Source organism: Arcanobacterium phocisimile (assembly GCF_016904675.1).
In the GTDB taxonomy this organism is placed as follows: domain Bacteria; phylum Actinomycetota; class Actinomycetes; order Actinomycetales; family Actinomycetaceae; genus Arcanobacterium; species Arcanobacterium phocisimile.
In genome coordinates this window covers 1769635-1796183 of record NZ_CP070228.1, presented here as the reverse complement: position 1 = coordinate 1796183, position 26549 = coordinate 1769635, and the positions used below count along the sequence as shown (strand labels likewise).

The window sequence follows — 26549 nt, the reverse complement described above, 5'->3', positions numbered from 1 at the left end:
AATATGTATGTCGAAGAACCAAGTCCAGAAGACCTCACTGCGTTTTGGACGCGTGCAAAAGTCCGGTCAAAACTAGCTGAAGTACCCGGTGTCATGGGCGTTACGGACGTCGTATCGATGGAACCCCCAGCATTCTCTTTGGGGGACGGGACGAGAAGCTGTGCAAGTAAGCTCGCGTTGCTTGCGGTTCACGGAGATAAGACGGCTACCTCTAGCTATGCTCCAGCATACGATGCGGCCAACGAACAATATCCACAGGTCGGCGACCTCGCAATTTTACTCGACGGGGATGCGAACCCGGTTGCGTTGATCCGTAATCGTCAAGTAGACCTCATACCCTTCAATGAAATATCTGAAGACGTTGCCCAAGCCGAAGGTGAGGGCGATCTTGAACATTGGAGAGAGGAACATACCCGAGTTTTTACTGAGGATGCTCACGCGGCCGGCATAGAGTTCGATGAAACTGCGAACGTTGTGGTTGAGTATTTCGATGTGATGTACCGCGTGGATACCGACATTGCATAGGTCACATTTAGGGTGACGTGGTTGCCTGACTTGCAGTTGTTGCTATGTGTTCCGTATAGTTCTGGTCGTTTATGTAGATTATTACGGTAGGAGAACCGAATGTCGCAACTGTTCACATGGAAACTTCATGGTGATGGTACCAAGATTGCTCCGGGAGAAATTGTTCCCCCACACGAACGCCTTTCATGGCCTATCACCATCGGGGTTGGCGCCCAACATATGGTGGCCATGTTTGGGGCGACATTCCTTGTTCCACTTATTACTGGTTTCGATCCGGCAACGACGTTGTTCTTCACCGGAGTCGGAACCATTCTTTTTATCTTGATCACCTCGGGACGTATTCCGTCCTACCTCGGTTCATCCTTCGCGTTCTTGGCACCAATTGGAGCAGTGACCGGCTATGTGGCCAACGGGGGCCAGCCACTCGATGATCGTTTGGCTTCGCTGGCTCAGGGCGGAATCATTATGACCGGTGGTCTACTGGCGCTGATCGGTATTGCAGCCCATTTTGCTGGCACTCGCTGGATTGATGTGCTGATGCCACCAGTGGTGACCGGAGCAATCGTTTCACTCATCGGGTTCAACCTGGCACCTGCAGCCTGGAACAATGTTCAGGCTGCGCCGGTGACGGCAACGGTGACAATTGTTGCAATCTTGCTCTCTACCGTGGTGTTCAAAGGTATTATGGGCCGGTTATCGATTCTGCTCGGCGTCATCATTGGCTATGTTACTGCAATGATTCGCGGAGAAGTGAACTTCGATGCCGTTGCCTCCGCGGATATTGTCGGCTTCCCGCACTTCCGTGCACCAAGCTTTGACTTCTCACTCTTTGCGCTGTTCATTCCAGTGGTCTTAGTGTTGGTCGCGGAAAATGTTGGACACGTGAAATCAGTGGCTGCAATGACCGGCGAAAACCTCGATAACTACACGGGTCGTGCACTGTTTGCAGATGGTCTTGCAACGATGGTTGCCGGTTCTGGCGGCGGTTCAGCTACGACTACGTATGCCGAGAATATCGGTGTTATGGCAGCTACTCGTATCTATTCAACTGTCGCATACCTCGTCGCAGCTGGATTTGCGCTGTGCCTATCGATATTGCCAAAGTTCGGCGCTGCTATTGCTACTATCCCAGCAGGTGTTTTAGGTGGTGCTGCCACAGTTCTCTACGGCATGATCGGTATGCTTGGCATTCGCATTTGGGTGCAGAACAAGGTTGATTTCTCAGATCCGGTCAATCTCAATACGGCTGCTGTTGCAATGGTTATGGCAATCGCGAACTACACACTGTTCGTTGGCGACTTAGAGTTTTCCGGTATCGCGTTAGGTTCGTTCGGCGCGATTATCATTTACCATGTGATGCGCGCGATTTCGCGGTGGCGCGGGACGACTATTGAGCCAGCAACACCTGCCTCGGCACCAGCAGGTGCGGAACTCGAAAAGGGTGCGTTACAGCGCGAACCTCAGCTGTAACTTTTACTTCACTGGTTTACAACCGTCGATCGGCTCTAGCGCGGTGGCAATATCTGCCTCGCTAGGGCCGGTTTGCGTCCCATCAAAATCTTTACCGATGACGACGTCGAGGATCTCAGAATTATTGGTTTCGTCAAAGTGGATCACAGATCCAGGTAGGTATGCTCGCAGAGTGTAAGCAGCATCAACGCCGTTTTTCCCGGTGATGATTCGGATGGGTTCTGGAAGTGGTTTGCCTGCCCAATTCGAGGTTTCCGTAACTGTGACTCCCAAAGTGGCTAGCTGTTGCCCGACTTCGCCAGCTTTACCATTGATGTTGGTTGAGTTGTAAATGCGAGCACTCAGAGTCGAAAGATCGCGTGCTTGAATATCGGTCGAAGGGCAAGGGATGAGGTAGGCAGGTTCGGCTTCTTTAGAAAATTCGCGGTTGAAAGGTGCTGGAATGACCCCGGTCCACACGAGCGTGCTGACAATAAGTAAAAATGCCATAACGGCAGAGATGGAACCAAAAATGACAGTCTGCCGTTGCTGAATGCGCTTGCGGTATTCGAGACGTGGATTATATTGGGTATTCACCTAATATAATTTAGCGCACGAGTGGGATGAGGTGCGAGTGCTTGCGGGTGTTTTTAGTAAAATATCGTGATATTGCACTGGAATTCGGCGTCTCATGGGATTAGGCGTGCCCGCTTAATTTCCTTAGGTTAGACTTTTATCGAGGTTGATATATGTCTAAGACTTTCCATTCGCTGTCCTATCCCAACTATCGTCTGTGGTTTGTTTCAAATTTGGTATCCGCAACCGCTGTGTGGATGCAACGAGTCTGCCAAATTTGGGTGGTTTTGACAGTATTGACAGATAATTCTGCAGTGGCTGTAGGCTTTGTTACCGCATTCCAATTTTTACCGCAGATGTTTCTTGGACCGGTTGGCGGAGTTCTCGCTGACTGGGTCAATCGCCGTAGATTAATTCAAATCACTCAAATCGCAGTGGCTACCATCGGCCTAGCCATGGGGGTTTTGTTGGTGACAAATACGGCTGAACTGTACCATGTTTACCTTGCAGCGGTATTCTCCGGGGTCGCAGACGCGCTCTCGTCAGCGGTTCGCAACACGTTTTTGTCAGAACTAGTGCCGACGAAATCGTTACCCAACGCTATTAGTCTAAATTCGACGTCGTTCAATATCGCTCGTCTTTTTGGTCCTGCGCTCGCGGGATTACTGATCGAACTTGTTGGCCCAGGATGGGTGTTCATTCTCAATTTCGCATTGTTCGCCGTTCCAGTGTTGGCGCTTGCTGTTATGAAGGAGAAGTATTTCTTCGAGCGTAAAGTGGTTGAACGGCATAAGGGAATGTTACGTGAGGGTTTCGCTTATGTGCGGACGCGCTCCGATATAGTAGCGATTTTAGTTATGATCGCTGTGGTCTCTGGCTTAGGCCTCAATTTCCAGGTTACCCAAGCGCTGATGGCTACCGAAGTCTATGGTGAGGGCGCTGGTTCATATGGCTTGCTGGGCTCGATGCTGGCGATTGGTTCCCTCTCGGGCGCGTTGCTTTCTGCTCGCCGCAAGGCTCCACGTTTTTCGAAGCTGTTGGTTTACGCAGTTGCTTTCGGTGTTGTTGCCATTGCGGCTTCGATGGCGCCCACCTATACGGTCTTCGCTATTTTGATGGTCCCTACTGGTTTCACGATGTTGACCTTCCTCATATCGGTCAATACGTTGGTTCAAATTAGTACGCCACCGGAACTCCGTGGTCGCGTTCTGGCCATTTATTTCGCAGTTAATTTGGGGATCACGCCAATTGGTTCGCCGTTGGTGGGCTGGATTGGGCAAGTGTGGGGTCCGCGATGGTCGATTGCGGTAGGTGGTATCGGTTCGATTTTGATTGCGCTGATCATCTTCATGTGGGCGAAGATCTCGTGGGATGTGGAGTTGCATCATCTCAAGCGTTGGCCGTTTGTCAACATCCACGGGCCGCGTGAGCGCCATTTGAATAATAATTTCCGAGATATCGACGACGGGATGCGGTAAGTTCCTCGACTATGGATTGTTGGATTCGCGTTGATATGTGGCGGACGGGTATTCAATATCGCTAGGTGTATCGGTGCTGTGATGATTGCTAAACGCAGAAGACCGGTATGTATAACGAAAGCCCCGAGCTATCATCGATAGCTCGGGGCTTTGGCGGAGGATGGGGGATTCGAACCCCCGAGGGCTTGCACCCAACACGCTTTCCAAGCGTGCGCCATAGGCCACTAGGCGAATCCTCCTGGCGTGCATTGCCATTGGCAACGTACCAGTTAATGGTATATGAAAACTGGAATGTGCGCGAATCGGTTGGGTGTTACCTAGGCAATAGATTCGCGTATTGGAGAAATTTCGCGTACACTAAAAGTCGACTCCTCACGTGGCGTCATCTTAGGTTAATTCCCCAGGGCAGGAATGCAGCAAGGAGACCGGGCTCTGGCGGGTGCGTGAGGAGTCCTTTTATATTCTCTGTAGGAACATATTGGGCTTCATGCCGTGCCAAGTTTGGAAAGTTTCTGTGGATAACTGGCATTATTCATAGCATGCGTATACGACGAGTCAGGTGTGGGAGCTGTCGAGTAAGATAGTTATCGTGAGTGTAGCCATGTATCGCCGTTATCGGCCTCAGTCGTTCCAAGAAGTTATTGGGCAAGACCACGTTGTCGCGCCGTTAAAAGCGGCGCTGGCAGCGGGGAGAACAACCCATGCTTACCTGTTTTCCGGTCCGCGCGGTTGTGGGAAAACCACATCGGCTCGTATTCTGGCGCGCTGTTTGAACTGTGCCCAGTATCCAACCGATACGCCGTGTGGGGAATGTGAATCATGCCGAGACTTAGCTCGTGATGGTGCAGGTTCGCTCGATGTAGTGGAGATGGACGCGGCTTCGCATGGTGGTGTAGATGATGCTCGTGAATTGCGCGAGCAAGCCGGATTTGCACCGGTGCGTGACCGGTTCAAGATTTTCATTATCGACGAAGCTCACATGGTCTCTAATCAGGGTTTTAATGCGTTGTTGAAATTGGTTGAAGAGCCACCTGAGCATGTGAAATTTATTTTTGCGACGACTGAACCGGATAAGGTGATCGGCACGATTCGCTCGCGTACTCACCATTATCCATTCCGGCTTGTTCCACCACTTGATTTGGAAAAGTATTTGGCTCGGTTGTGTGCGATGGAGGGCGTAAGTGCATCGAAAGATGTGCTGAATCTTGTTATTCGTGCTGGTACCGGTTCGGTGCGTGATACGCTTTCGGTTCTCGACCAAATCATTGGTGGCTCAGATTCCCATTCGTTAGATTACGAGCGTGCGGTCGCTTTGCTTGGTTATACCTCGGCTCATTTATTGGACGACGCAGTTAGTGCGGTTGCGATACGAGACGGTGCGGCATTGTTCTCGGTCGTTGATTCAGTTGTTAAGTCAGGACACGATCCGCGTCGTTTTGTCGAGGATTTGCTTCAGCGTTTACGTGATGTTGTGATTATTGCGTTGACTGGGGAATCTTCGCGCGATGTTTTTGTTTCCGTGCCAGATGATCAGTATGAACGTATGAGCGAGCAAGCCCAAGCCCTTGGCACGGCACGTGCATCTCGCTGTGCAGATATTACGAATGAAGCTCTCAACATGATGGTGGGTGCAACCTCGCCTCGTTTGCAGTTGGAATTGCTGTGTGCACGTCTGGTTGTGGCTCAAGCTGAGGGAACGCATACTGGTAAGACTGGTGCCGGTTCGGCTGAAACTGAAGGGGGTCAAGTTTCTTCGCCACCACCGGCGTTAGCGAAGTGGAAGAAGCCAGCAACTCCCCAACTGGCACAGCCAACTGAACCGGCAGCCTCGGCGGCTATGCCAGCACACCCGGTAGTCGAGCAGCAACCTACTACTCCGGTAACGCCTCCTGCTGATCAGGTAGTAGCTGCAACAGCTCCAGCTGTAACACGGCCAGTTACATCAGCTGTGTCCCAGGCTGCGGCTGTAACATCTCCGGCCCCACAAGCCGAACGAGTCCCACAAGCCGAACGAGCTCCAGAAGTTCCGCGGGCTACTCCAGGTCCTGTTCCTGAGAACGAACCATATATACCGCCGAGGGCTCCACGAGATCTACCTGATTCTGCAACGGTTCAGGCACGTGTAGCAACTAGTGGCCCGGCATCGGCTCTGTTTGACAAAATTTCTGGAGCATGGGCTGATATCGTTTCTCACCCACATCTGGGTGGCCTAGTACGTAACCAGCTCAATGCTGGAGCTCGTCCGTTAAGCATTGAAGACAACACGTTGAAGATTGCGTTCGCTATGCCAGCGGTGGCACAGCGATTTAATCAACGTAACTCGGGTGAACACGTCGCTGATGTGTTGCGCGAAGTACTCAATATTGAGGTTGCTGTCATTGCTGTGCCGGATGAGGGGGTAGCATACCCAAAAGCTGAGGCCGCTCTTGAACAGACTCCGTCAACAGTTCAAGAGTATGCGGCCGATATCGAAAATGACGATGAAAATGAAGCGACAGCAGGTGTGGAAAATCCGCCAACAGAATTGTCGGCAGTCGAAGATAGTGCGGCCGAGCTAGATGTCGACCCCGCAGGAGTTTTATCCACTATCCTTGATCGAACAGTGCATATGCTCGGGGATGACCACATCGCTGCGCATCGCACGAGTGCCGAGGGTGATATATTGAGCCCGGCCGGGCAGGTGCAGGGGCAGTCGAAAACGACAACCGAAAAAGCTCAGCCAGAGCCAGTCCCTGCACAACAGGTTCCGCATGCTCCAGTTTCGCCCGCACCAATGTCGCCGGTGCCAAAAGCAACACCAGAAGAGCCCCCAAAAGGTCAATCTCCAGCTGAAAACGATTTCCGTAGTAATGTCAACTCGGATATTCCATTCTTTGCTGAGTCTATGCCGGAGATTCCGCCACTGGAATACCCGGGTGATGATTATATACCTGCACCTGCCCCCAATACTGACGTGAGTACATCGTGGATGCAACATTCGACCGCTGCGCCAGCGATCGGTCGAGACATAAATAACCAGCCAGATCCGGCTGAGCTAGAGCAGGATTTCCCTGGAGTGTCGCCAACTTACGCAGATCCTGCGTCAGCGTCAGCGCAAAACTCGGCAGGCGCTACAACCAAACATGACCAGTCTTGGGAAATACATCCCCCACAAAAGCCTCAAACAGAAACAGTCCCGGATTGGGAAGAAGTTTCTGATGACGATCCAGATATCAGCGAATCGACCTTAGTGGGAATACGAGTGCTGATGGATACGTTCAACGCAAAAGTAATAGATGAAATACCAGATTCTCATGGAGGTATGTGATGGCCGGCGTCTATGATGGTGCTGTTCAATCTCTTATTGATGAGCTTGGTCGGCTTCCCGGTGTGGGACCCAAAAGTGCCCAACGCATCGCATTCCATCTTCTTGAAGCTGACGATGACGACGTCGTCGCACTTATCGAATCGTTACAAGCTGTTAAATCCAAAGTTCAATTTTGTCGTGTGTGTGGAAACATTGCTGAAGGTGAACTGTGCCGTATTTGCGCTGATCTGCGGCGAATCGATTCAACGATCTGTGTCGTAGAAGAAGCGAAAGACATCGTTGCCATTGAACGCTCACGAGAATACCGCGGAAAGTACCACGTCCTTGGGGGAGCAATCGATCCTATCGGGGGTGTTGGGCCAGATAATCTTCGAATTCGAGAACTCTATGCTCGGTTGCAGGCTGGTGGGGTTGAAGAAGTCATTTTGGCGATGGATCCCAACGTTGAAGGTGAAGCAACCGCAACTTATCTTGCGATTAACCTGGCACATATGGGCGTGGTGGTTTCGCGTCTAGCCTCTGGCCTGCCAGTCGGCGGCGATCTTGAATATGCCGACGAGGTTACGATCTCACGGGCACTTGAAGGCCGCCAACGTGTTCACACGCCTGCATAAGTGCTGGGGTTGCACTCACCACCCTAGCTTTGTTCGCCCACTGAAAAGCAGAGGGCTGTGGTATGACGTAAGAAATGAGTATCTGATTTACAAATAATATTCGTCTGTTTCGTGCCCAGCTACGCGCTCTAAAATCGCAGCCTCTTCACGGTGAGAGGGCAAGACATGGTGGATATAGGATTGGACCGCGTCGAGCAACGGAATATCGTGTCCGGCATGCTCTGCAATATACCAACGATGCTCAAGAATTTCGTGGAACAACTGGGCCGGTTGAAGCTTGCCGCGTAAGTCATATGGAACAGCGTTAACGGCCGGTTCGTAAACGTTTGCCATCCACTCGTGCGCGACGATGGATTCGTCAACATTACATAAACTATTCATTGCTCGATATCCGTCGATATCATTCATCATACGGCGCGCCTGAGCTTCTTCCACATCCATGCCAGTTAAGCGCATGATCTTTCGAGAGTAATGGCCTGCATCAACGACTTTAGGTTGGATTGATAGGTGAGATCCATCGATGTCTGTTTTCATCTCGAGTTCGCCTACTTCGAATCCGAGTTCGTTTAAGTGTCGGATTCGGGCATCTACTCGCCACCGTTCGTTGAGAGAGAATGATTCGGCGCTTGTGAGTTCGTTCCAGAGTTCGCGATAACGTCGTTCGAATCGGTCGCCGACGGTGATGGTGTTGAAGTCTTCGTCGAGGACCCCGCCAGCTTGTAGGTCCATAAGCTCACCGATGATATTGGTACGTGCCACGTCGATGTCATACAGTCGTTTGCGTTCGGAGAGGTTGTTTTCAATTTCACCAGTTTCAGCATCGACTAAATAAGCAGCAAATTCACCTGCGGAACGTAAAAATAGGGTATTTGATAGGGAGACGTCTCCCCAGAAGAAGCCGAGAAGATGTAGGCGGACCATTAATACGGTTAATGCGTCGATTAGTCGGTCAGCTGTTTCTGCTCGCATCACTTGCTGGCCGAATAAGGCTCGGTAAGGTAGCGAAAAAGGTAGATGTTTAGTGACAAGTGCAGCGTTGAGTGGTTCTCCCGAATCGGAGGTCCGGCCGGAGACGACTGCGAATGGTTCTACGCAGGGTGCGTCCAAGCGTTCTAGATCGCGTAGGGTTTCGTATTCGCGATATGCAACGGTTTCGCCAATTTCTTTGACTGCGATGATCTGATTTTCCAGCCGGACGAATCGAACGATATGGCGGGAAATGCCGCGCGGGAGCTTGGTGACAATCTCATCGGGCCACTCTTCCAACGGAATATTCCACGGCAGGTCGAGAAGTGCTGGGTTCACAGTAGCGGAAGTGATTTGCAGTGTTTTTGGCATGAGTTGTAGTCCTGAAAAGATTGTTCAGATGTGTCGAGTCGATGGTAACTGTTATGAAACCAAAAATCGAGGGTATGGTTGGAAGTTTGCTATCTCCAACCATACCCTCGATGAGTGGTGTTTAGTCACCTATACGGTTGCCGGTCACTGCTGAGAAGTAGTGAATACGGTCTGCACGTGGACGCAGGTAAACGACGTCGTTCGCGCTTGGTACGTTCTCTGGTGGGATGCGTACCACCATGGTGTCGGAGCTGTCACCGGAACCGAAACGCTGAGTTTCATCGGTGTGACCGACGATTGTTCCGTATACGTAGGCGTCAGAGCCGAGACCTTCAACGAAGGTGACTTTGAGTGGGATTGAGTGTGGTTCAGCTTGTGGAAGCACGTCGAATGCTTCTGGGCGCATACCGATGGTCAATTCGTTCTTTGCTTCATCCTTGATTGCGTCAAGGATGTTTTGTGGTAGATCGAGGCGAGCATCGCCGAAGGCAGTCTGGGCGCCCTCAACACGCCAGTTGCCGAGGTTCATTGCGGGGGAGCCGATGAAGCCAGCGACGAAGGCGTTTGCTGGGCGGGCGAACATTTCGGCTGGAGATGCTACCTGTTGGAGCAGGCCATCCTTGAGGACGGCGATACGGTCGCCCATGGTCAAAGCTTCGGTCTGATCGTGGGTGACGTAGACGGTGGTGACGCCGAGTTCGCGCTGCAGTGAAGCGATCTGTGTACGGGTTTGTACACGGAGCTTCGCATCCAAGTTGGACAGCGGTTCGTCCATCAAGAACACTTGTGGCTTACGGACGATTGCACGTCCCATAGCGACGCGCTGACGTTGACCACCTGACAGAGCCTTTGGCTTGCGCTCGAGATATTCGGTGAGGTCAAGGATCTTTGCAGCTTCTTCTACTCGCTTGCGGATCTCTGCCTTATCTACACCGGCAATCTTGAGAGCGAATCCCATGTTATCTGCGACTGTCATGTGTGGGTAGAGTGCGTAGTTCTGGAACACCATCGCAATATCGCGGTCTTTTGGCGAGACATCGGTGACGTCACGATCGCCGATGAGGATGCGACCAGCGTTCACATCTTCGAGACCAGCAAGCATGCGAAGTGAGGTGGACTTACCACAACCAGATGGTCCGACGAGGACGAGGAATTCACCGTCGGCGATTTCGAGGTTGAGCTTATCTACTGCAGGTTTGTCTGCGCCTGGGTATACGCGTGTTGCGTTTTGGAAAGTAACGGTAGCCATTACTGTATCCCTTCACCGGCAGGTACGTGCCGGACGATCCGTAGTGAAAGGTGCCTGAGTGTCGACTCTGACACGAACTTTGCGTCGGTGCAAAGCTGAATTTATTTTCGCACATTTCAGCACTTTTCGCTACGGCTATGATTGTGTGTGGGATGGTTAGACTAGGCTGGTATTGAGCATACCTTGTGCGATATTAGAAAACTGGGGAGGTGGCATGCGCGAACGCGAAGAGTTGTCAGGCTATAGGCTGCTCAAGAAAATTGGCTACGGCGGTATGTCTACAGTTTTCGAAGCGCTGGATCCGTCGGGTGAACGGGTAGCACTCAAACGTATGAATCCTGGTTTGGTTGGCGATCCGGTGATGCGTGAAAGGTTACTCCGTGAGGTGTCGATGCTTCAGCGAGTGTCGAGTTCGCATGTTGCGCAAATTCTCGACGTCGAACTAGATGATGACGTTTTCATTGTTACTGAGTTGATCGATGGGCCTACGCTCGAAGCTGACATAGCCGATAATGGTGTTTTCAAGGTGCAGGATTTAGCTGATTTAGCAGCTGAGTTGGCACAGGCATTGCGTTCGGTTCATGACGTCGGAGTGTTACACCGCGATATTAAGCCGTCCAACATCATGATTGGTGAAGATGGGGTGGTCTTCATTGATTTTGGTATTTCGCAGGCTGTGGGGGCTACTCGGCTCACGCAGGCAGGTTCTATTGCGCACACTCCGGGCTATATCGATCCGCGTATTATTACGGGTATTGAGCCAGATGAAGGTGCGGATTGGTGGGCGTTAGCGGCCGTGGTCGGATTTGCGGCATGTGGACATCCGTTATTTCATGGCGCTCCGGCAGCGATTATGCGTCAAGTTTTACAGGGGGAACCGGATACTTCGGGAATGGATGTGCGTGTGGCTCAGATTATTCGGGCAGCGTTAGTTCCGGATGTTTCCCAACGGTTGTCGTTTGATGATCTAGTTGAGGAGCTGAGAGCTCTCGACGAATTTTCGGCAGTTGATAGTTCGGTTTCTGATGATTCTTTCAACGACGTGGTGAGCGAAGTCGTAGACGAGTCAGAAGAGGATACTCGCGTGCTAGCGGCAGATCCAGTTGCGCCCACGTTGATTGCGCCGGTTGCGATTTCGTATCCACACAGTTCCCAAGCGGATGCTCCCCGAGCAATGTCTGACGAATCTGAGGGGCGGTCGCAGTTATACGACGAGTCTGTTGCTGTACAGGATTTAGGTGCGGGCGATCCTTACGATTTAGCGCCAGCGCGTTTTGTTTCCACGGTGAGTTTGTTGGGATTGTCCATGGTGGCGGGCTGGGATGTGGCAATAGCGGGGTTAGTAGCTGGTGTCACGTTTTTTATTTTGACTGTTATTGGGTTACTCCGTGAGCGCTATGTTTTGCGTCGACGCCGGGGTAAGCGAGGCAATTTCGCATTGGTTGCGCGGTTGCCGTTGATCGTTATTCATGCCGTTCTGTTGCTTGCTATGGGTGGTGGAATCGCGGCTTTTGTTGGCGGGGCGGGTGCGTGGTTCGGAGCGGATCTCGCTTATAGCTCGGATGTGGTCGAGTTGCGTTTTGTGATTGTCGTGGCGATGATGTTTGGGCTAGTGGCGTTATGGTTCGGTGCCTGGGGACATCATGCACGCAGTGGTTGGCGATTGGTTGTCCGTGAGATTGCACCCTCTGTCGGATACTACCTGTTTTGGTCTTTGGTGGCTCTTCTGGCTCTATTTATTCTGGTAAGTACCGTGTGGTTCGGATATCAAGGAATATATCAGTCGGATATTTATAATATTCTTTCAGCATAGTTTCAGACGTTACTGTTTAATTTCGAAGACAATCGGTTTAAAATCGAAACAGTTTCATCACGTCCATGAAAAGGTAAATAATGACTCCAAAGAACACTCCTGGTCTTTCGCAAGAGCGGATGACGAAAGAAGAACGGCGCCAAGTGGCACGCGAAAAGGCGCGTATGCTCAAAGAGTTAGAAGTAAAGCAGGCCAAGCGGCGTAAAATGATTACCCTTGCGGTCAGTGTGGTGTCGTTGCTTTTAGTGGTGTTTGCAGTTTGGCAGATTGTCACATCGGATAAGGGTGACGCAAAGCAACTTGGTTCATACACCGGAACCTCTCGTGAGGTGTTGACAGATCACGTCGCTGCTGATGGCGGTGTCCTCTTTGATCAAAACCTGGTTGCTACATCTGAGGAATCCGGCACGTCGATTGTGGGTCTGTGGTCGGACTACATGTGCCCTGCATGTGAGGTGTTCGACACGAAGTATGTCCCGCAAATGGAGGAATACGGAACTGCGGGTGAGCTCCAGCTTTCGATGCACGTAGTCAACACGCTCGGTACGGACTTTTCCACAAAGGGCGCTGCGGCATTCTACTATCTGGCGCAGTACGCACCAGAAAAGGTTTGGGAATTCAACCATGCAATGATGGAACGCGGTCAGCAGATCCACGCGCAGAGTGTGCCAGCTAATCAGACTGCGGCTGATATTGCTGACATTGCGAAGAGTGTTGGCGTGGCTGAGGAAGTAGTAAACGACTTGCCAGCTTCGATCCTTGATTCGAAGTGGCAAGATGTTGTGGCAAAGACTGTCAGCACGTTCCGTGATAACGGATTCACCGGGACTCCGACCTTGACTGTTGACGGTCAAGCCGATGATTCGTGGACGAAGGGGAACCCGGACGAAGTTATTCCAGAGATCTTGAAGAAAGCCGCTGGAAAGTAACAAAAGCTAGCGACTAGCAGGAAAACGTGTCGAAGATTACCCGGTAGTGCGATTGGCATTACCGGGTTTTCTCTGACATTATAGTTAAGCACCCCGGTTCGGTTAAACGTTTCGGATGTGTAAGCCTCCTTAGCTCAGTTGGTAGAGCGACGCTCTTGTAAAGCGTAGGTCGTCAGTTCGAGTCTGACAGGGGGCTCTTTTTATTTGAGAGAGCTCCTACAGTGTATTTGTTGTTTCGGTTATTTTTATGCTAGAGAGTGACGATCTGACTGTCGGCAAGGAAATGGCTGTACATCAGTCACGTGTTCGCTGAAAGCTGTGACTTTCACCCAAGGGATTAGTGTCTTCTCATATTGTGGATAGAATCTTAAGGTTTTAGTAAAACGCGTTAACATGGTGACTTCGGCAGCGCTAGACTGCCAGAAAAGGAGAATGTTCCATGCTGGAAATCTTTGACAGCCTAAAAGCCTATTTGTCAGGCTTTAACGATATTATCTACTCATGGATTTTGATTCCGTTGCTTATCGGGGCTGGAATTTATTTTACGATTCGTTCTGCTGGACTTCAGTTTCGGTTATTCGGCAAGATGCTCAAAGTTATTGGCCGTAGTCGAGAAGCAAAGCGTGGTCAGATCTCGTCATTCCAGGCATTCGCGATCGGTTTAGCGGCACGCGTGGGTACTGGAAATATCGCTGGCGTTGCAGTCGCAATTACTCTTGGTGGTGCTGGCGCCGTATTTTGGATGTGGGTAGTGGCCTTGCTTGGCATGGCAACAGCTTTCATTGAGGCTGCGCTGGCTCAGCTATTCAAAGTCCCGTGGTATGACGGAACCTATCGTGGAGGTCCCGCATACTATATCTGGAAAGGCCTAGGGTCTTGGCGTTGGGGTGCCGTATTTGCGGTCGCGCTACTGTTCACATACGGAATCGCGTTCGAACTTGTTCAATCCAATACAATGTCTAACTCTCTCCACGAAGCATACGGATGGCCGACATGGGCAACTGGTATAGTTGTCACAGCACTGACTGGAGCAGTTATTCTTGGGGGCTTGAAAACAGTAGCCCGTGTGACCGAAATTTTGGCACCGGCCATGGCATTGGTGTATATCGGTATTTCGATCCTCGTAATTTTGATGAACATCGAACATATCATTCCAGTCTTCATCGAGATCTTTGAATCTGCTTTCGGTTTGAATGAGGCATTCGCTGGAACCACAGGTGGATTCATGGCGGCTATGATGAACGGCGTCAAGCGTGGACTGTACTCCAACGAAGCCGGTATGGGTTCGGCACCAAATGCCGCATCCACAGCAACCACAATTCACCCAGCTCGCCAGGGGCTTATCCAAGCAATGGGCGTATTTGTTGACACGATGCTTATCTGTTCCGCAACTGCATTCATCATTCTTATCTCAGGTATTTACTCGCCAGGTCAAGAGGTTGAAGGTGCAACCCTGACAACCAATGCTGCTGAATCAGCGCTTGGTCCGTGGGTGCAACCAGTTATGATTGTGCTTGTCATGGTCTTCTGTTTCTCCACACTTATTGGAAACTACGCATACGCTGAAGTGAATATGGACTACCTCTTCCCGACGAAGAAGGCCGGAAATATTGTGTTGCGTATCGTTGTTGTTCTAGCTACCTTTGTCGGTGCTGTTGCCAAGCTCGGCCTTGTCTGGACTATCGCAGATACGTCGATGTTCTTCATGGCAACAATTAATCTGGTTGCAATCCTTTTCCTTGGCTCGTGGGCGCTAGGAGTTCTACGAGACTTCGAATCAACCAAGGGTGAAGGTGCGTTCGTCGCTGTCGATAATCGTTATTTGCCGGGAAATGTTCCAGATACTATCTGGACCAAGGAAACTGCTGGATTAGAGCACTGACCGAAGGTCATTCCTTCTAAACAGGTGGTGGGTCACGGCTTTGAAAGCCGTGACCCACCACCTGTTGAAACGGTTGTGTGCCTAGTTAGCTGTGGTCTATTGAGTAAGCGCCTATTCAGCAACGATAGAGGCGATAGTCTTTGTTGGTCCTACCGCTAAAATCTCATCACCAGGCTCTAACACAGTCTCTGCATAGGCATTAATCCAATGGTCGTTGGGACCTTTAACAGCAATCACCGAAATACCCTTCGAACGGCGTAAACCGAGCTCGGCAAGTGGCTTTCCGGTCATTTCTTGATTGACTGTGGTTGAGACTAAGGCGTACCCGTAACCTAGTTCAACGTAATCATTAAATGACTGTGCGACGATATGTGCGGCACGTCGTCCCATGTCTGATTCTGGATAGAAAATGTGAGTGACACCCATCTGTTCCAGGATTTGACCTTGTTGTGGGGTAGAGGCCTTGGCCCACACTTCTGGGCCATTCATCTTCAACAATGCTGACGTAACCAATATAGATGAAGCAAGATCGTTTCCGATTGCTACCACGACGCGAGAAAAATCTTGGATACCTAACTCGTGAAGTGTTTCCTCATTCGTTGGGTCAGTTGCGACCACATGCGGAAGCTTATTCGCCAAGCTTTGTACAACTGCTGGAGACTTATCAATACCGAGCACGCTGTAGCCGGCGTAAACCAACTCCAATGCCAGAGCGGAACCGAATCGGCCTAGGCCGAACACTGCGACATCGTGTTTGTGGGCAGAATGGCGCAAACGCATACCATCTATCCTTTCCTTAGCCGATTAACGGCCGATCTTTTGGAAGTTCATAGGTCAGTGGGCTTGTTCGCAATGCTAGCGCAGTTGCGATCGTCAATGGCCCCAGACGTCCAATAATCATTAATATTATCAGCACCACTTGGCTTGTTTCGGGCAGAGTTGCGGTGATACCAGTTGACAGGCCAACAGTTGAGAAGGCAGAAACTGACTCAAAAAGGGCCTGATCGAGGTTAGCAGTTGTTTGAACCATGATCATCATCGTTCCAGTCATCACTGCAATTGACGACAGCGACATAACAGTTAACGCTTGGCGTTGAGCTGAACGTGGAAGACGCAGACCCAAAATATTGACTGCGCGACCACCGCGCATCTCTGACCAGACGACGAAACCGATGACGAACGCCGTCGTGATCTTCACTCCGCCAGCTGTGCCACCTGGTCCACCGCCGATGAACATCAGCATATCGGTCATCACGCGGGAAATGTCAGTCATAGAGCCGACGTCGATCGAATTGAATCCTGCTGTGCGCGGAGTTACCGAAGCGAAAAACGCCATCAGGATCTTACCGGCGGAATCCTCGGCAGTGCCCAAGGTGTTCGGGTTGGTCCATTCGGCGAGTGCGAAGAAAACCCAGCCGGTAAGTAATAATCCGGTGGTGCCAACAACTACGAGCCGCGTCGTCATCGGCCAACGCCACCAGTGCATACCGCAACGATAGAGCGCTAGCAAAGCCGGGAAGCCAAAACCGCCAATAATAATGCCGGCAGAAATTGGGATGATAATCCATGGGTCGGTAGCGTAGTCCATCAACGAATTGGTGGAAAGTGCAAAACCTGCATTGTTGAATGCGGATATTGAATGGAACCAGGCTTCGCCAAGTGCGGACTTAAACGAGTGGCCTAAGAAAATAAAACGTAATAGCAATGTGGTCGCAAGTATTGTTTCGACTGTTGCAGTTAAAATAGCGACGCCGATTACTACTTTTCGTACATTGCCTGGTTCGACACCACTGACGGAAGCTGAAGCTACTTCGCGGGTGCGCATATCTAGCCGTCGTGCGAGGACCATCGCAACAAGGGCAACGATGGTCATAGTGCCCATGCCGCCGATCTGGATAAGCAGAGCAATAACTGCTTGGCCAAATGTTGAATAATAGGTGGCGGTATCGACGACTATTAAGCCGGTCACGGCAGTTGCCGACGTGGCAGTGAAAAATGCGACGGAAAATGGAGCGCCGCCTTCGAATTGTGGACCGTACTCGTAGGGTGGTGTTTCCAACGGATACGGCCAAGGAGGCTGCCCGGTCACAGAGACCGGGAGCATTAATAGAAATGTTCCCACCAGCATCGTCGTGATGAATGCCGATATTAGAATATAGGTGGGTCGCATCTTTCGGAGACGGTTCACTTAAGCGATTCTAGATCCCAAGGTTACGTTAGACAACACAAACAGCTATCGTATGTAGTGAACGATTCCCTCTCTACCCTTTCCAAGGATGGTCTATGCGTGCGCTTGTTAAACCTCTCGAAGGTCCTGGTTTAGATTTACGTGATGTTCCAGAACCAACGCCGGGCCGTGGCGAAGTAAAAATTAAGGTGATGCGTGCCGGCTTGTGCGGTACGGATCTTCATATTTTATCGTGGGATGATTTTGCGGCCGCTCATGTGAAGGCCGGACAGACGATCGGACACGAGTTTTATGGCGAAATTGTTGAGCTTGGCCCTGATGTTGCTGAAGGTGAGGGGCAGGGTCAGTTCCATGTTGGGCAGCGTGTTTCAGTAGAGGGTCACGTGGTGTGTGGCCACTGCCGTAACTGCCGAGCAGGTAACCGACACATGTGTCCTAATACTGTGTCTATCGGTGTGGATTGTGATGGTGCGTTCGCTGATTATGTGGTTGTCCCGGTGACGAATCTGTGGGTTCAGCCCGACGAAATCGACCCGGAATTAGGTGCCTTATTCGATCCGCTAGGTAATGCAGTTCACACGGCGTTCCAGTTCCCGTTGACTGCAGAAGACGTACTTGTCACTGGTGCCGGCCCGATTGGAATTATGTGCGCAGCTATCGCCAGGCATGCAGGGGCCCGTAATGTGGTGTTAACTGATATCAATGATGATCGCCTTGAATTAGCGAAAGCGATAGGCGGCGTTGTGGGAATTAATACGGCCCGGGATAATCTTCGAGATCATTTTGCTTCTCTGGGTATGACGGAAGGTTTCGACGTCGGGCTGGAGATTTCTGGCGCGCCGATCGCAATGTCACAGATGATTGACGTGTGTGCTCATGGTGCAAAGATTGCTTTGTTGGGCTTGCCGGCTCGCCAGTATGCGATTGATTGGAATTCGTTGATTTCCCACATGCTCACGTTGAAGGGTGTGTATGGTCGAGCGATGTTTGATACCTGGTTCCGTGCTACATATTTGATGACTGGATCGGAGAAGTTCCGTGAGCAGATCCGCAGCGTCATCACTCACCGGTTTGCTCCGGAAAATTGGGAAGAAGCTTTTGAAACTGCACGCAGTGGATGTGCAGGCAAGATTATTTTGGAATGGAATGACTGATGTTTAGTATTCGGGAAGAATTAGCGAACACGCTCGACGAGATCCGGGCAGCTGGCCTGTTCAAGACTGAACGCGAGATTCTGTCTCCGCAATCGGCACATATTCGTACCGCGGCAGGGGAGTTGTTGAACTTCTGTGCGAATAACTATTTGGGTTTGGCGGATAATCCAGAGATTATCCAGGCGGCTCGCGAGGGCTTGGATAATTATGGTTATGGTACGGCCTCGGTGCGTTTCATTTGTGGTACACAGGATATTCATCGTCAGTTGGAGCGCAAGATCGCTGACTATGTGGGGATGGAAGATGCGATTTTGTTCCCGTCGGCGTTTGATGCCAACGGTGGTATTTTTGAGGTTTTGTTGAGTAAGGACGACGCGGTTGTTTCCGATGAGCTTAACCATGCGTCGATTATCGACGGGGTACGTTTAAGTAAGGCTCAGCGTTTCCGGTACAAGAATTCTGATATGGCACAGTTGCGTGAGCAGCTGGAGGCTGCTCGGGCACAGGGTGTGGGTCGGATTTTGATTGTTACTGACGGTGTGTTCTCGATGGATGGTTACTACGCTAAGTTGCCAGAGATTTGCGATTTGGCAGAAGAGTTTAACGCCATGGTGATGGTTGACGATTCCCATGCGACGGGTATTGTGGGGGAGCACGGCTCGGGTACGCCGTCACAGTTTGGGGTTGCTGATCGGGTAGATATTTTGAGTGGTACCTTGGGCAAGGCGCTGGGCGGTGCTTCGGGTGGCTATATTGCTGGACCGGCAGAGTTGATTGCGTTGCTTAAGCAGCGGGCTCGGCCGTATTTGTTCTCTAATGCGGTGGCTCCTTCGCTGGTTGTGGGATCGTTGAAGGCGCTTGATATTGCGCGTGAGGGCGATGACTTGCGTCAGAAGGTTGCCGATAATGCGACGCTGTTCCGTTCGTTGATGTCGGAGGCTGGTTTTGAGTTGTTGCCTGGTTCGCATGCGATTATTGCAGTGATGTTCCCTGGCGACGACGGCGCTCGGCTTGCGGGCGATATTGCGGCTCGCCTGGGTGAGTTGGGTGTGTATGTTACGGCGTTCTCTTATCCGGTGGTTCCGTTGGGTAAGGCGCGTATTCGTGTTCAGCTTTCGGCTGCGCATTCGGAAGAGGATATTCGGGCGGCGGTTGCGGCCTTTATTCAGGCGCGTGAGGATGTCGTCAAATAGGTTGATGTCTAATGCAGAACTGATAGCAGTGTTGCGGCTAGCAATATGCTGGCGGTGACGATCGTTGAGCGGGCGGGTGCACTTGTGTGTACCCGCCTCGCTTTATGTGCGTGTGCTCTGTGCGTGGAGTGGGAAGCCGGGGTGTGAAGCACTAGTTCTGCCCCAGTGTGGATAATCTGCTTGGTGTGGATAAGAATATTTGGTGATTCGTGATAGTGTTTAGTCTTTTTTGGTGAAAGCATATTCCCAAAATAAGGACCTTATATGAACACTGTGATACGTATAGTGGCGCTCGCTATTGCGTCACTTTTTGCCCTCATTCCCGCGAGCAGTGCCTACGCGGACGATGCCGATCAGCAAGTCTCTAACTCGAACTATCGAATCGAACCCCAAGAACAGCAGCTTCGCGGTTTTTCGATGACCTACCGGCCAGTGGCAGATAGTCATGCGCGTAACGGATACAGTCGCCAAACATTCCATACCAGCCCGATGCTTTTCACTATTTCCGGTGACGATAATGATCGCTATCGCGCATACTGCTTGGAAATCACTGTGTCGATCAACCGTGAATCGCCCACGGCTGTCACCGACTGGGATGGGTTCCTCGGAGATAACGCATTCGGCATCGATCCGCAGGTACGCCGGAAAGTCGGGTGGATCGTTCAGCATTCATACCCGGCGCGAAACCTGGACGAGCTTGCATCAGATATCGGTGTTGCGCAGCTGTCTGTAGCCCAAGCAATTACTGCAACCCAGTCCGCAATCTGGCGGTTAACCGATGGCGTGGAGCCAGATTTTGCCGATTTCGCTGCGCGTTCGCGTGACAAGGACAACGTTGAGGGGATAACGAAGCTCTACGAATACTTGTTGTCTGAACAAAATGTCGGTCTAGAACAACAAAATATGGCAAGCGATATATCTCTGCGCCTCCCGCAAGAAACCGGGGTCGCTGGAGAACTCATTGGGCCGATCGACGTCGTCACCCAGATTTCCGAAGTCCAGATTGACGTGCCGGACGGTGTCATGCTCGTCGATGCTTCCGGTGTTGAAATCGATACGGCACACGTTCATCCAGGTCAAGAAATGTATATTGACGCGCGCAATGCCCGCGAGCAGGGAACAGCTCGTATCGTTGCCAGTGCGAGTGTTGCGCGATATCACGGAAGTTTAATTACGCCGTTAATCTCTGTAGATGAGCACGGGCAGAGCCTTGTGATGGTGCGCGAGTTCCAGAATCACATGGCTGTCGAAGCGAGTGTGAACTGGCTCGGAATGGCAGATGTGTGCCGAGATGTAGAAGGTAAGCCGGTGCGTGACCAGGATACCGGGCAGCCAGTGCGTGCAGATTCGGCTCAATGTGTGCCTGAGGTTCCGTCAACGCCGCAACCGTCTGTGGGACCGGAGCCCCCGAGCCCGCAAGCCGTTGTCGAACAGATCTCCGGAGAATCTAAGACCCCACCCGTGCCACAGCTAGCTAAAACAGGCGCCGAAATTTATCTCCTGTCAGCGTTTGCGGGAGTGTTACTTGCGTCAGGTTTCTTCTTTTCAGTCCTACATGACAAAGAAAGAAACTAGGTGAGTGTCCAATCCACTGGCTGGGCACCTTGCTCGATAAGTAAGGCGTTCGTCCGCGAGAACGGTCGAGAACCGAAAAATCCTCGATGGGCTGAAAGGGGAGAAGGATGCGGGCTGGTAATGCTCGGGACGTCAGGCATGAGACGTGCTAGGGACTGCGCTTGTTTGCCCCACAAGATTGCTACGAGCGGTTCGGAACGTTGCGCCAGAACCCGAATCGCGTGATCGGTGACTGTCTCCCAACCCCGGTTCGCGTGCGAACCGGGGTGCTCGGGTGTTACTGTCAACACTCGGTTTAACAGCATAATTCCGTGCTCGCACCACGATGATAAGTCTCCATGGTCCGGTGGGGTGATTCCGAGGTCGTCATGCAATTCACGATAGATATTGACTAGCGATCGGGGAAGTGGACGCACGTTGCGTTCTACCGAGAATGACAAGCCGACCGGATGGCCAGGTGTTGGGTAGGGATCTTGCCCAACGATGAGCACACGAACGTCAGGGAGAGGATACTGGAAAGCTCGTAGGACATTCGATCCACTGGGAAGATAGCCGCGATGTTCCGCGTTTTCCTCACGTAGGAAATCTCCCATGTGGTGGATGTGGGCGGCAACGGGTTCCATCGCGTGTGCCCAAGAAGGATGCATAACAGTTTCAAGTGTGCTCATAGTCTTCATCTTAATGGGGTACTTCTCATGGGTTCCAATGGGCTCGAACCGAGTAGACTGTTGACTATGGAGCAAGGTAAGAAGGATGAATCAGCTCAACTAACTGAGATGGAAGAGAAAGTTCTTCATGTTGAACAGTCGTGGTGGACGATTGCCAAAACAAAAGAACGGGCGATCAGCCAAGAGCTTCACATCTCTCCCATGCGTTATTATGCGCTCTTGTCGCGTATGCTTGATGATGAACGTGTCTGGAAAGCGAACCCGCAACTTATCGATCGCTTACGTCGGTTGCGAGATGCGCGGATTGAAGAACGCTTTCCACAGTAGTTCTGCTGTCATGGGAAGTTACAGGGAAATAGGTAGGCTAACGCGTGAATGCATATATTGAAGACGAATTTGATCGGTTAGCGAGAGAACGTCAAACCCTTGGTGCGCATCGAAAACCGCGTCGAGTAAGTCCGTGGCTTATTGCGCTTGTTGCGGTGCTTGTTATTGCGCCTCTAGTTGGCTGGGGGATCGGTCTTTGGGCTGCAAGTGATTCGGCGTCTGAGGACGACGCAAATCCACCTGCCACTTCCCAAACTGAACAGCAAGCGCCAGCTGAACAACCAGTAGCGCCAGAATCAACTGAAGAAAACCCAGCAGGGCAGCCAACACCGCAACCTACTGAGCCGGTACTGAACAAAGATGTGAGTGTCCAAGTACTTAATGGCAGTGGAGTAAACGGAGCTGCTGGTCAAACTGCTGAAATGCTAGGCGGGCAAGGGTATACGGCGGTTGAACCTGGCGATTACACTGCTGGACTGCCGACAGAAACCACTGTCTACTATCGAAATGCTGGAAGTATCAAGGAAGCAGAAGATATTGCGAAAAATATCGAAGGTGCAACCGTTGATGATGGTTCCGATCTCGGGTTGTCTGCCGATATCGTCGTCGTTCTGCGCTAATAATCAAAGGCTGAACTTGAGTGCCCTTACCGTCAAAGTTGCGTTAAGGGCACTCAAGTTTTCTCTACTAGAGTAATGTTAAGCTCTCCAACGTCTGTCACCTTGCACTCTCAGCCAGAGAGTGCCAGAATCAATACTGGCACTCTCGACTAGAGAGTGATAGAAACGTTGGTTGGTGAGATACGAATCGTGCACGAAACAGAACGTGTTCGAGAAATATCATCCGTCGCGGGCACCAGCCGTCAACCACCCAAACGGGAGGAAAACCATGGTAAAGATCATTGCTTACAATGAAGAAGCACGCCGGGGAATGGAGCGCGGTCTTGACGCGCTTGCAAACACTGTTAAAGTAACCCTCGGACCAAAAGGCCGTAACGTCGTCCTCGATAAGAAGTGGGGCGCACCAACCATCACAAACGACGGCGTTTCCATCGCCAAAGAAATCGACCTCGAAGATCCATTCGAGAAGATCGGTGCAGAACTCGTTAAAGAAGTAGCGAAGAAGACCGACGACGTCGCCGGTGACGGTACCACCACCGCAACCGTTCTTGCCCAGGCACTCGTCAAGGAAGGCCTGCGCAACGTTGCAGCTGGCGCAAACCCAATCGCGTTGCGTAAGGGCATTGACAAGGCAGTTGCCAAGGTTGTTGAGCAGCTCCTGACAAACGCAAAGGAAGTCGAAACCAAGGAAGAAATCGCAGCCACCGCTGCTATCTCTGCTGGTGATAAGGAAATTGGCGAGCTCATCGCTGAGGCCCTCGACAAGGTCGGCAAGGAAGGCGTTGTGACCGTTGAAGAGTCCAACACCTTCGGCACCGAGCTCGAACTCACCGAAGGTATGTCCTTCGACAAGGGTTACCTCTCGCCATACTTCGTCACTGACGTCGATCGCCAAGAAGCAGTCCTCGAAGACGCATACGTCCTCTTGGTTGAATCCAAGATCTCCAACGTCAAGGACATGCTCCCAATCCTCGAGAAGGTTATGCAGACCGGCAAGCCACTGGTGATCATTGCTGAAGATATCGAAGGTGAAGCACTCGCAACCCTCGTCGTCAACAAGATCCGTGGTACCTTCAAGTCCGCTGCTGTTAAGGCTCCAGGCTTCGGCGATCGCCGTAAGGAAATGCTCCAGGACATGGCTATCCTCACCGGTGGTCAGGTTATTTCGGAAACTGTTGGCCTCAAGCTTGAGAACGCTGACATCGAGCTTCTTGGTCGCGCACGCAAGGTTGTGCTCACCAAGGATTCCACCACCATTGTTGAAGGTGCTGGAACCGCAGAAGACATCGCTGCTCGCGTCTCCACCATCAAGACCCAGATTGAGAACTCCACCTCCGATTACGATCGTGAGAAGCTTCAAGAGCGTCTCGCAAAGCTCGCTGGTGGCGTTGCTGTTATCAAGTCCGGTGCCGCAACCGAAGTTGAACTCAAGGAACGCAAGCACCGCATTGAGGACGCCGTCCGCAACGCAAAGGCTGCTGTTGAAGAAGGTATCGTCTCCGGTGGTGGCGTTGCACTTATTCAGGCAGCAGACCAGGCACTTGCTGACCTTCACCTCGAAGGTGACGAAGCAACTGGTGCAAACATCGTTCGCGTTTCGGTGGCAGCACCACTCAAGCAGATCGCAGTTAACGCTGGTCTCGAAGGTGGAGTTGTTGCTGAAAAGGTTCGCTCACTTCCAGTTGGTCACGGCTTGAATGCCGCAACCGGTGAGTATGAGGATCTTCTCGCCGCTGGCGTGAATGATCCAGTGAAGGTTACCCGTTCTGCACTCCAGAACGCAGCATCCATCGCTGGTCTCTTCCTCACCACTGAAGCAGTTGTGGCAGACAAGCCAGAACCACCAGCTGCTCCAGCACCAGGTGCTGAAGACATGGGTGGCATGTACTAAGAACCGGTAACTGCTTAGTTCTTTCGGCCAGATAATGGCCAAACACAAAGGAGCGAACCTCGGAGATTTTCCGAGATTCGCTCCTTTTGGTAACCAATGCACTATGGGAGCTATAGGCTTACTGTTGTTTCCTTGCCGTGCCTACAGGTGAGGCAGACGTAGGCGAGGGTGAGGGCGATAATGCCAGCTAATCCAGTAACGGGAGTCCATATCTGCTCGATGGCGTTGTAGCGAACATGACCGAAAGCGTCGGTGCGTGCGATGTATTCGAGGATGGCAAGAATTGCGTCGTAGAGTCCGTGAGCGATGATTAACGGTAGGATGCGTCCTTGGCGTGTGACGTATATGGCTGCGAAGATTGCGTCAGGAAAAAGCCATAATACTATGCCGAGTGTTCCGTAGTACAGGTGTAGTATCACCCGGAAGATGAATACTACTGCAATTGATAGGCGTGATGGCATGCGGAAAATATAGATCAAGGTTAATAAAATTAACGCATAGGCAAGTTCTTCCATGCCGCCATTGAACGTGCCGCGGAAGATGTCCCATATTGAAGGAGTATGTAGCAGAGTGTCTATGCCATATTTATCGAGATTAGCAAACCAATGGTGAAAGTCGGTTCCGGTCGCCATTCCCCAGGATCTGAAATAGGTACGAAAAGCGCTTCCTTGCACGAGGAAGATAGAAAAAATTACTCCAAAAATTATCCAGGAGCTATGCCGGGTGGGGAGCGATTGGCGTGAAGGAAACGTATTCCGAGAGAGCATATACCATGCTGCTACTAGCAGGCCTCCGATGATAACCGTGCTCCAGAACCATTGTGACCGGCTTTGTTCAAGGAATGAAAAATAGACTCCAGGAATATAGATGGGCAATGATTTTTGCCAAAAAAGCTGGATGATGCCGGCAATGAATCCGCCAACAGTGATGGTTGTTGCTCCAAGAATCATTGTTGTGCGTAGAGCGGAGAGTATAGTTTTTGGTGCCGCGGGTGTGCGTGCTGTGGGTGTGCGTGTTGTGGTGTGGTTGAGGATTCGTGTGATGAGCCAGGTGGTTGCCCAGCACATGATGATGGGCAGGACGACGTCGTTGGCGGTAGTTTTCAGCGTTCCTAAGAGTGTTCCGGCCCAGACGTCGTTTGGTCTAAATGCGATGGCGTTAAATAGTGCGTGGCTTAATGCTAGTGGCCATACTCGCCGATAGTTCCAATAGTAGTAGATGGAAAAGATTGCTACCCCAGCCCATTGAAGGCTTGACAAGGTGTTAGCGTAAGGGGCGAAGAATATGCCGCGAAATACTGCTGATAGAACCACAGCAAGGGTGAAGCGTAGCGTGAAAGATAAACTTATTCGGCTAAGTATCCACCAGGTGAGGGCAGCACAGATGATTTCAGTGATAATCCCGATAGTAATACTCAGTGCCCATAGTGCGGGCGGGGGGAAGTGTTGGATGAAGCCGAAAGTATCACCGATGAATCCGGCAGTTGAGGTAAATCCTAGTTGCTGAAATTCTTGGGTGTGTATGAGTGCAAAAGATGCTAGTCCGCTAAAGACCACGCAACCAAACAACGCATCCCGAAAGGACAACCGCCGACTGCTAGCCATCCCCCTCGCTGCTCGGTGATGAGACTTTGTTGTCAGCTAATGTTGTTAGCATCGCGAGTTACACCTTTCACGCCAGTCTATTCACTTGAGAGGAAATAGGGTAAATATGCACAGAACCTTTTGTAATAGTTTAACTAATATTTACTATACAGTGCTGTGGTGCGCTCGG

General features: G+C 51.4%; 21 protein-coding genes, 2 tRNA genes and 1 other RNA gene. 16 read left to right on the top strand and 8 right to left on the bottom strand.

From position 1 onward, the window contains the following. The first annotated feature begins 3 nt into the window (after positions 1-3). Positions 4-525 (top strand): ASCH domain-containing protein, encoded by a 522-nt coding sequence (locus JTE88_RS08160; RefSeq protein WP_204424230.1) that lies wholly within the window; start codon positions 4-6, stop codon positions 523-525. A gap of 99 nt (positions 526-624) precedes the next feature. Then, the gene (locus JTE88_RS08155; protein WP_204424229.1) at positions 625-1995 is read left to right on the top strand and encodes a uracil-xanthine permease family protein; all 1371 of its coding nucleotides are present in this window, start codon (positions 625-627) and stop codon (positions 1993-1995) included. A 3-nt stretch (positions 1996-1998) separates the two neighbouring features. On the opposite strand, the gene JTE88_RS08150 is transcribed toward JTE88_RS08155, so the two are convergent. Continuing rightward, complete coding sequence (locus JTE88_RS08150) at positions 1999-2571, bottom strand: LytR C-terminal domain-containing protein (RefSeq protein ID WP_204424228.1); 573 nt, start codon at positions 2569-2571, stop codon at positions 1999-2001. 152 nt (positions 2572-2723) lie between these two features. On the opposite strand from JTE88_RS08150, the gene JTE88_RS08145 reads away from it, so the two are divergent. After that, the gene (locus JTE88_RS08145; RefSeq protein WP_204424227.1) at positions 2724-4028 is read left to right on the top strand and encodes an MFS transporter; all 1305 of its coding nucleotides are present in this window, start codon (positions 2724-2726) and stop codon (positions 4026-4028) included. A 151-nt stretch (positions 4029-4179) separates the two neighbouring features. Here JTE88_RS08145 and JTE88_RS08140 read toward each other — a convergent pair. Further along, a tRNA-Ser gene (locus JTE88_RS08140) sits at positions 4180-4267 on the bottom strand. A 124-nt stretch (positions 4268-4391) separates the two neighbouring features. Here JTE88_RS08140 and ffs point away from each other — a divergent pair. From ffs to recR, 3 genes are all read left to right on the top strand, one after another. Next, an RNA gene (gene ffs / locus JTE88_RS08135) (signal recognition particle sRNA small type) lies at positions 4392-4487 on the top strand. Between the two features lie 130 nt (positions 4488-4617). Then, entirely contained in the window at positions 4618-7335 is a 2718-nt protein-coding gene (locus JTE88_RS08130; RefSeq protein ID WP_204424226.1) for a DNA polymerase III subunit gamma and tau, read from the top strand. Continuing rightward, a complete protein-coding gene (gene recR, locus JTE88_RS08125) occupies positions 7335-7949 on the top strand; it encodes a recombination mediator RecR (protein WP_204424225.1) in 615 nt (204 codons plus the stop codon). The genes JTE88_RS08130 and recR overlap by 1 nt, the downstream gene beginning before the upstream one ends. Positions 7950-8036: 87 nt before the next feature. On the opposite strand, the gene JTE88_RS08120 is transcribed toward recR, so the two are convergent. Both JTE88_RS08120 and JTE88_RS08115 read right to left on the bottom strand, forming a co-directional pair. Further along, entirely contained in the window at positions 8037-9287 is a 1251-nt protein-coding gene (locus JTE88_RS08120) for a DUF4032 domain-containing protein (RefSeq protein ID WP_204424224.1), read from the bottom strand. A gap of 121 nt (positions 9288-9408) precedes the next feature. Beyond that, positions 9409-10536, bottom strand: coding sequence for an ABC transporter ATP-binding protein (locus JTE88_RS08115; protein WP_204424222.1), 1128 nt, complete (start codon positions 10534-10536; stop codon positions 9409-9411). Positions 10537-10750: 214 nt separating this feature from the next. Between JTE88_RS08115 and JTE88_RS08110 the strand changes: the two genes are divergently transcribed. From JTE88_RS08110 to JTE88_RS08095, 4 genes are all read left to right on the top strand, one after another. After that, positions 10751-12349: a serine/threonine-protein kinase gene (locus tag JTE88_RS08110; protein ID WP_204424221.1), complete on the top strand. Its 1599-nt coding sequence runs from the start codon at positions 10751-10753 to the stop codon at positions 12347-12349. A gap of 80 nt (positions 12350-12429) precedes the next feature. Continuing rightward, positions 12430-13278, top strand: a complete 849-nt coding sequence (locus JTE88_RS08105) for a DsbA family protein (RefSeq protein ID WP_204424220.1) — start codon at positions 12430-12432, stop codon at positions 13276-13278. 123 nt (positions 13279-13401) lie between these two features. Then, positions 13402-13474: transfer RNA gene (locus tag JTE88_RS08100), tRNA-Thr, on the top strand. 243 nt (positions 13475-13717) lie between these two features. Continuing rightward, positions 13718-15160: an alanine/glycine:cation symporter family protein gene (locus tag JTE88_RS08095; protein ID WP_204424218.1), complete on the top strand. Its 1443-nt coding sequence runs from the start codon at positions 13718-13720 to the stop codon at positions 15158-15160. A 111-nt stretch (positions 15161-15271) separates the two neighbouring features. On the opposite strand, the gene JTE88_RS08090 is transcribed toward JTE88_RS08095, so the two are convergent. Further along, the gene (locus JTE88_RS08090; RefSeq protein ID WP_204424217.1) at positions 15272-15940 is read right to left on the bottom strand and encodes a potassium channel family protein; all 669 of its coding nucleotides are present in this window, start codon (positions 15938-15940) and stop codon (positions 15272-15274) included. Between the two features lie 16 nt (positions 15941-15956). Next, positions 15957-17348: a TrkH family potassium uptake protein gene (locus JTE88_RS08085; RefSeq protein WP_239519514.1), complete on the bottom strand. Its 1392-nt coding sequence runs from the start codon at positions 17346-17348 to the stop codon at positions 15957-15959. Positions 17349-17443: 95 nt separating this feature from the next. On the opposite strand from JTE88_RS08085, the gene tdh reads away from it, so the two are divergent. The 3 genes from tdh (at position 17444) to JTE88_RS08070 (ending at position 21270) form a co-directional block, all read left to right on the top strand. Then, positions 17444-18502: an L-threonine 3-dehydrogenase gene (gene tdh, locus JTE88_RS08080; protein ID WP_204424216.1), complete on the top strand. Its 1059-nt coding sequence runs from the start codon at positions 17444-17446 to the stop codon at positions 18500-18502. After that, positions 18502-19695 carry a glycine C-acetyltransferase gene (locus JTE88_RS08075; protein ID WP_204424214.1) on the top strand — a complete coding sequence of 398 codons (1194 nt, stop codon included), beginning with the start codon at positions 18502-18504 and terminating at the stop codon, positions 19693-19695. Before tdh ends, JTE88_RS08075 begins: the two co-directional genes overlap by 1 nt. A gap of 264 nt (positions 19696-19959) precedes the next feature. Beyond that, positions 19960-21270 carry a thioester domain-containing protein gene (locus JTE88_RS08070; protein ID WP_204424213.1) on the top strand — a complete coding sequence of 437 codons (1311 nt, stop codon included), beginning with the start codon at positions 19960-19962 and terminating at the stop codon, positions 21268-21270. Here JTE88_RS08070 and JTE88_RS08065 read toward each other — a convergent pair. Next, positions 21267-21947, bottom strand: a complete 681-nt coding sequence (locus JTE88_RS08065; RefSeq protein WP_239519513.1) for a uracil-DNA glycosylase — start codon at positions 21945-21947, stop codon at positions 21267-21269. The two genes, JTE88_RS08070 and JTE88_RS08065, sit on opposite strands and share 4 nt — an antisense overlap. Before the next feature lie 57 nt (positions 21948-22004). Here JTE88_RS08065 and JTE88_RS08060 point away from each other — a divergent pair, with 57 nt between their 5' ends. From JTE88_RS08060 to groL, 3 genes are all read left to right on the top strand, one after another. Then, on the top strand, positions 22005-22265 hold the full coding sequence (locus tag JTE88_RS08060) for a DUF3263 domain-containing protein (RefSeq protein ID WP_204424209.1): 261 nt from the start codon (positions 22005-22007) through the stop codon (positions 22263-22265). 44 nt (positions 22266-22309) lie between these two features. Continuing rightward, positions 22310-22885, top strand: a complete 576-nt coding sequence (locus JTE88_RS08055) for a LytR C-terminal domain-containing protein (protein WP_204424207.1) — start codon at positions 22310-22312, stop codon at positions 22883-22885. 268 nt (positions 22886-23153) lie between these two features. Next, complete coding sequence (groL, locus tag JTE88_RS08050) at positions 23154-24776, top strand: chaperonin GroEL (protein WP_204424206.1); 1623 nt, start codon at positions 23154-23156, stop codon at positions 24774-24776. Positions 24777-24886: 110 nt separating this feature from the next. Here groL and JTE88_RS08045 read toward each other — a convergent pair whose 3' ends face one another. After that, the gene (locus JTE88_RS08045) at positions 24887-26380 is read right to left on the bottom strand and encodes a CPBP family glutamic-type intramembrane protease (protein ID WP_204424204.1); all 1494 of its coding nucleotides are present in this window, start codon (positions 26378-26380) and stop codon (positions 24887-24889) included. Positions 26381-26549: the final 169 nt, after the last annotated feature.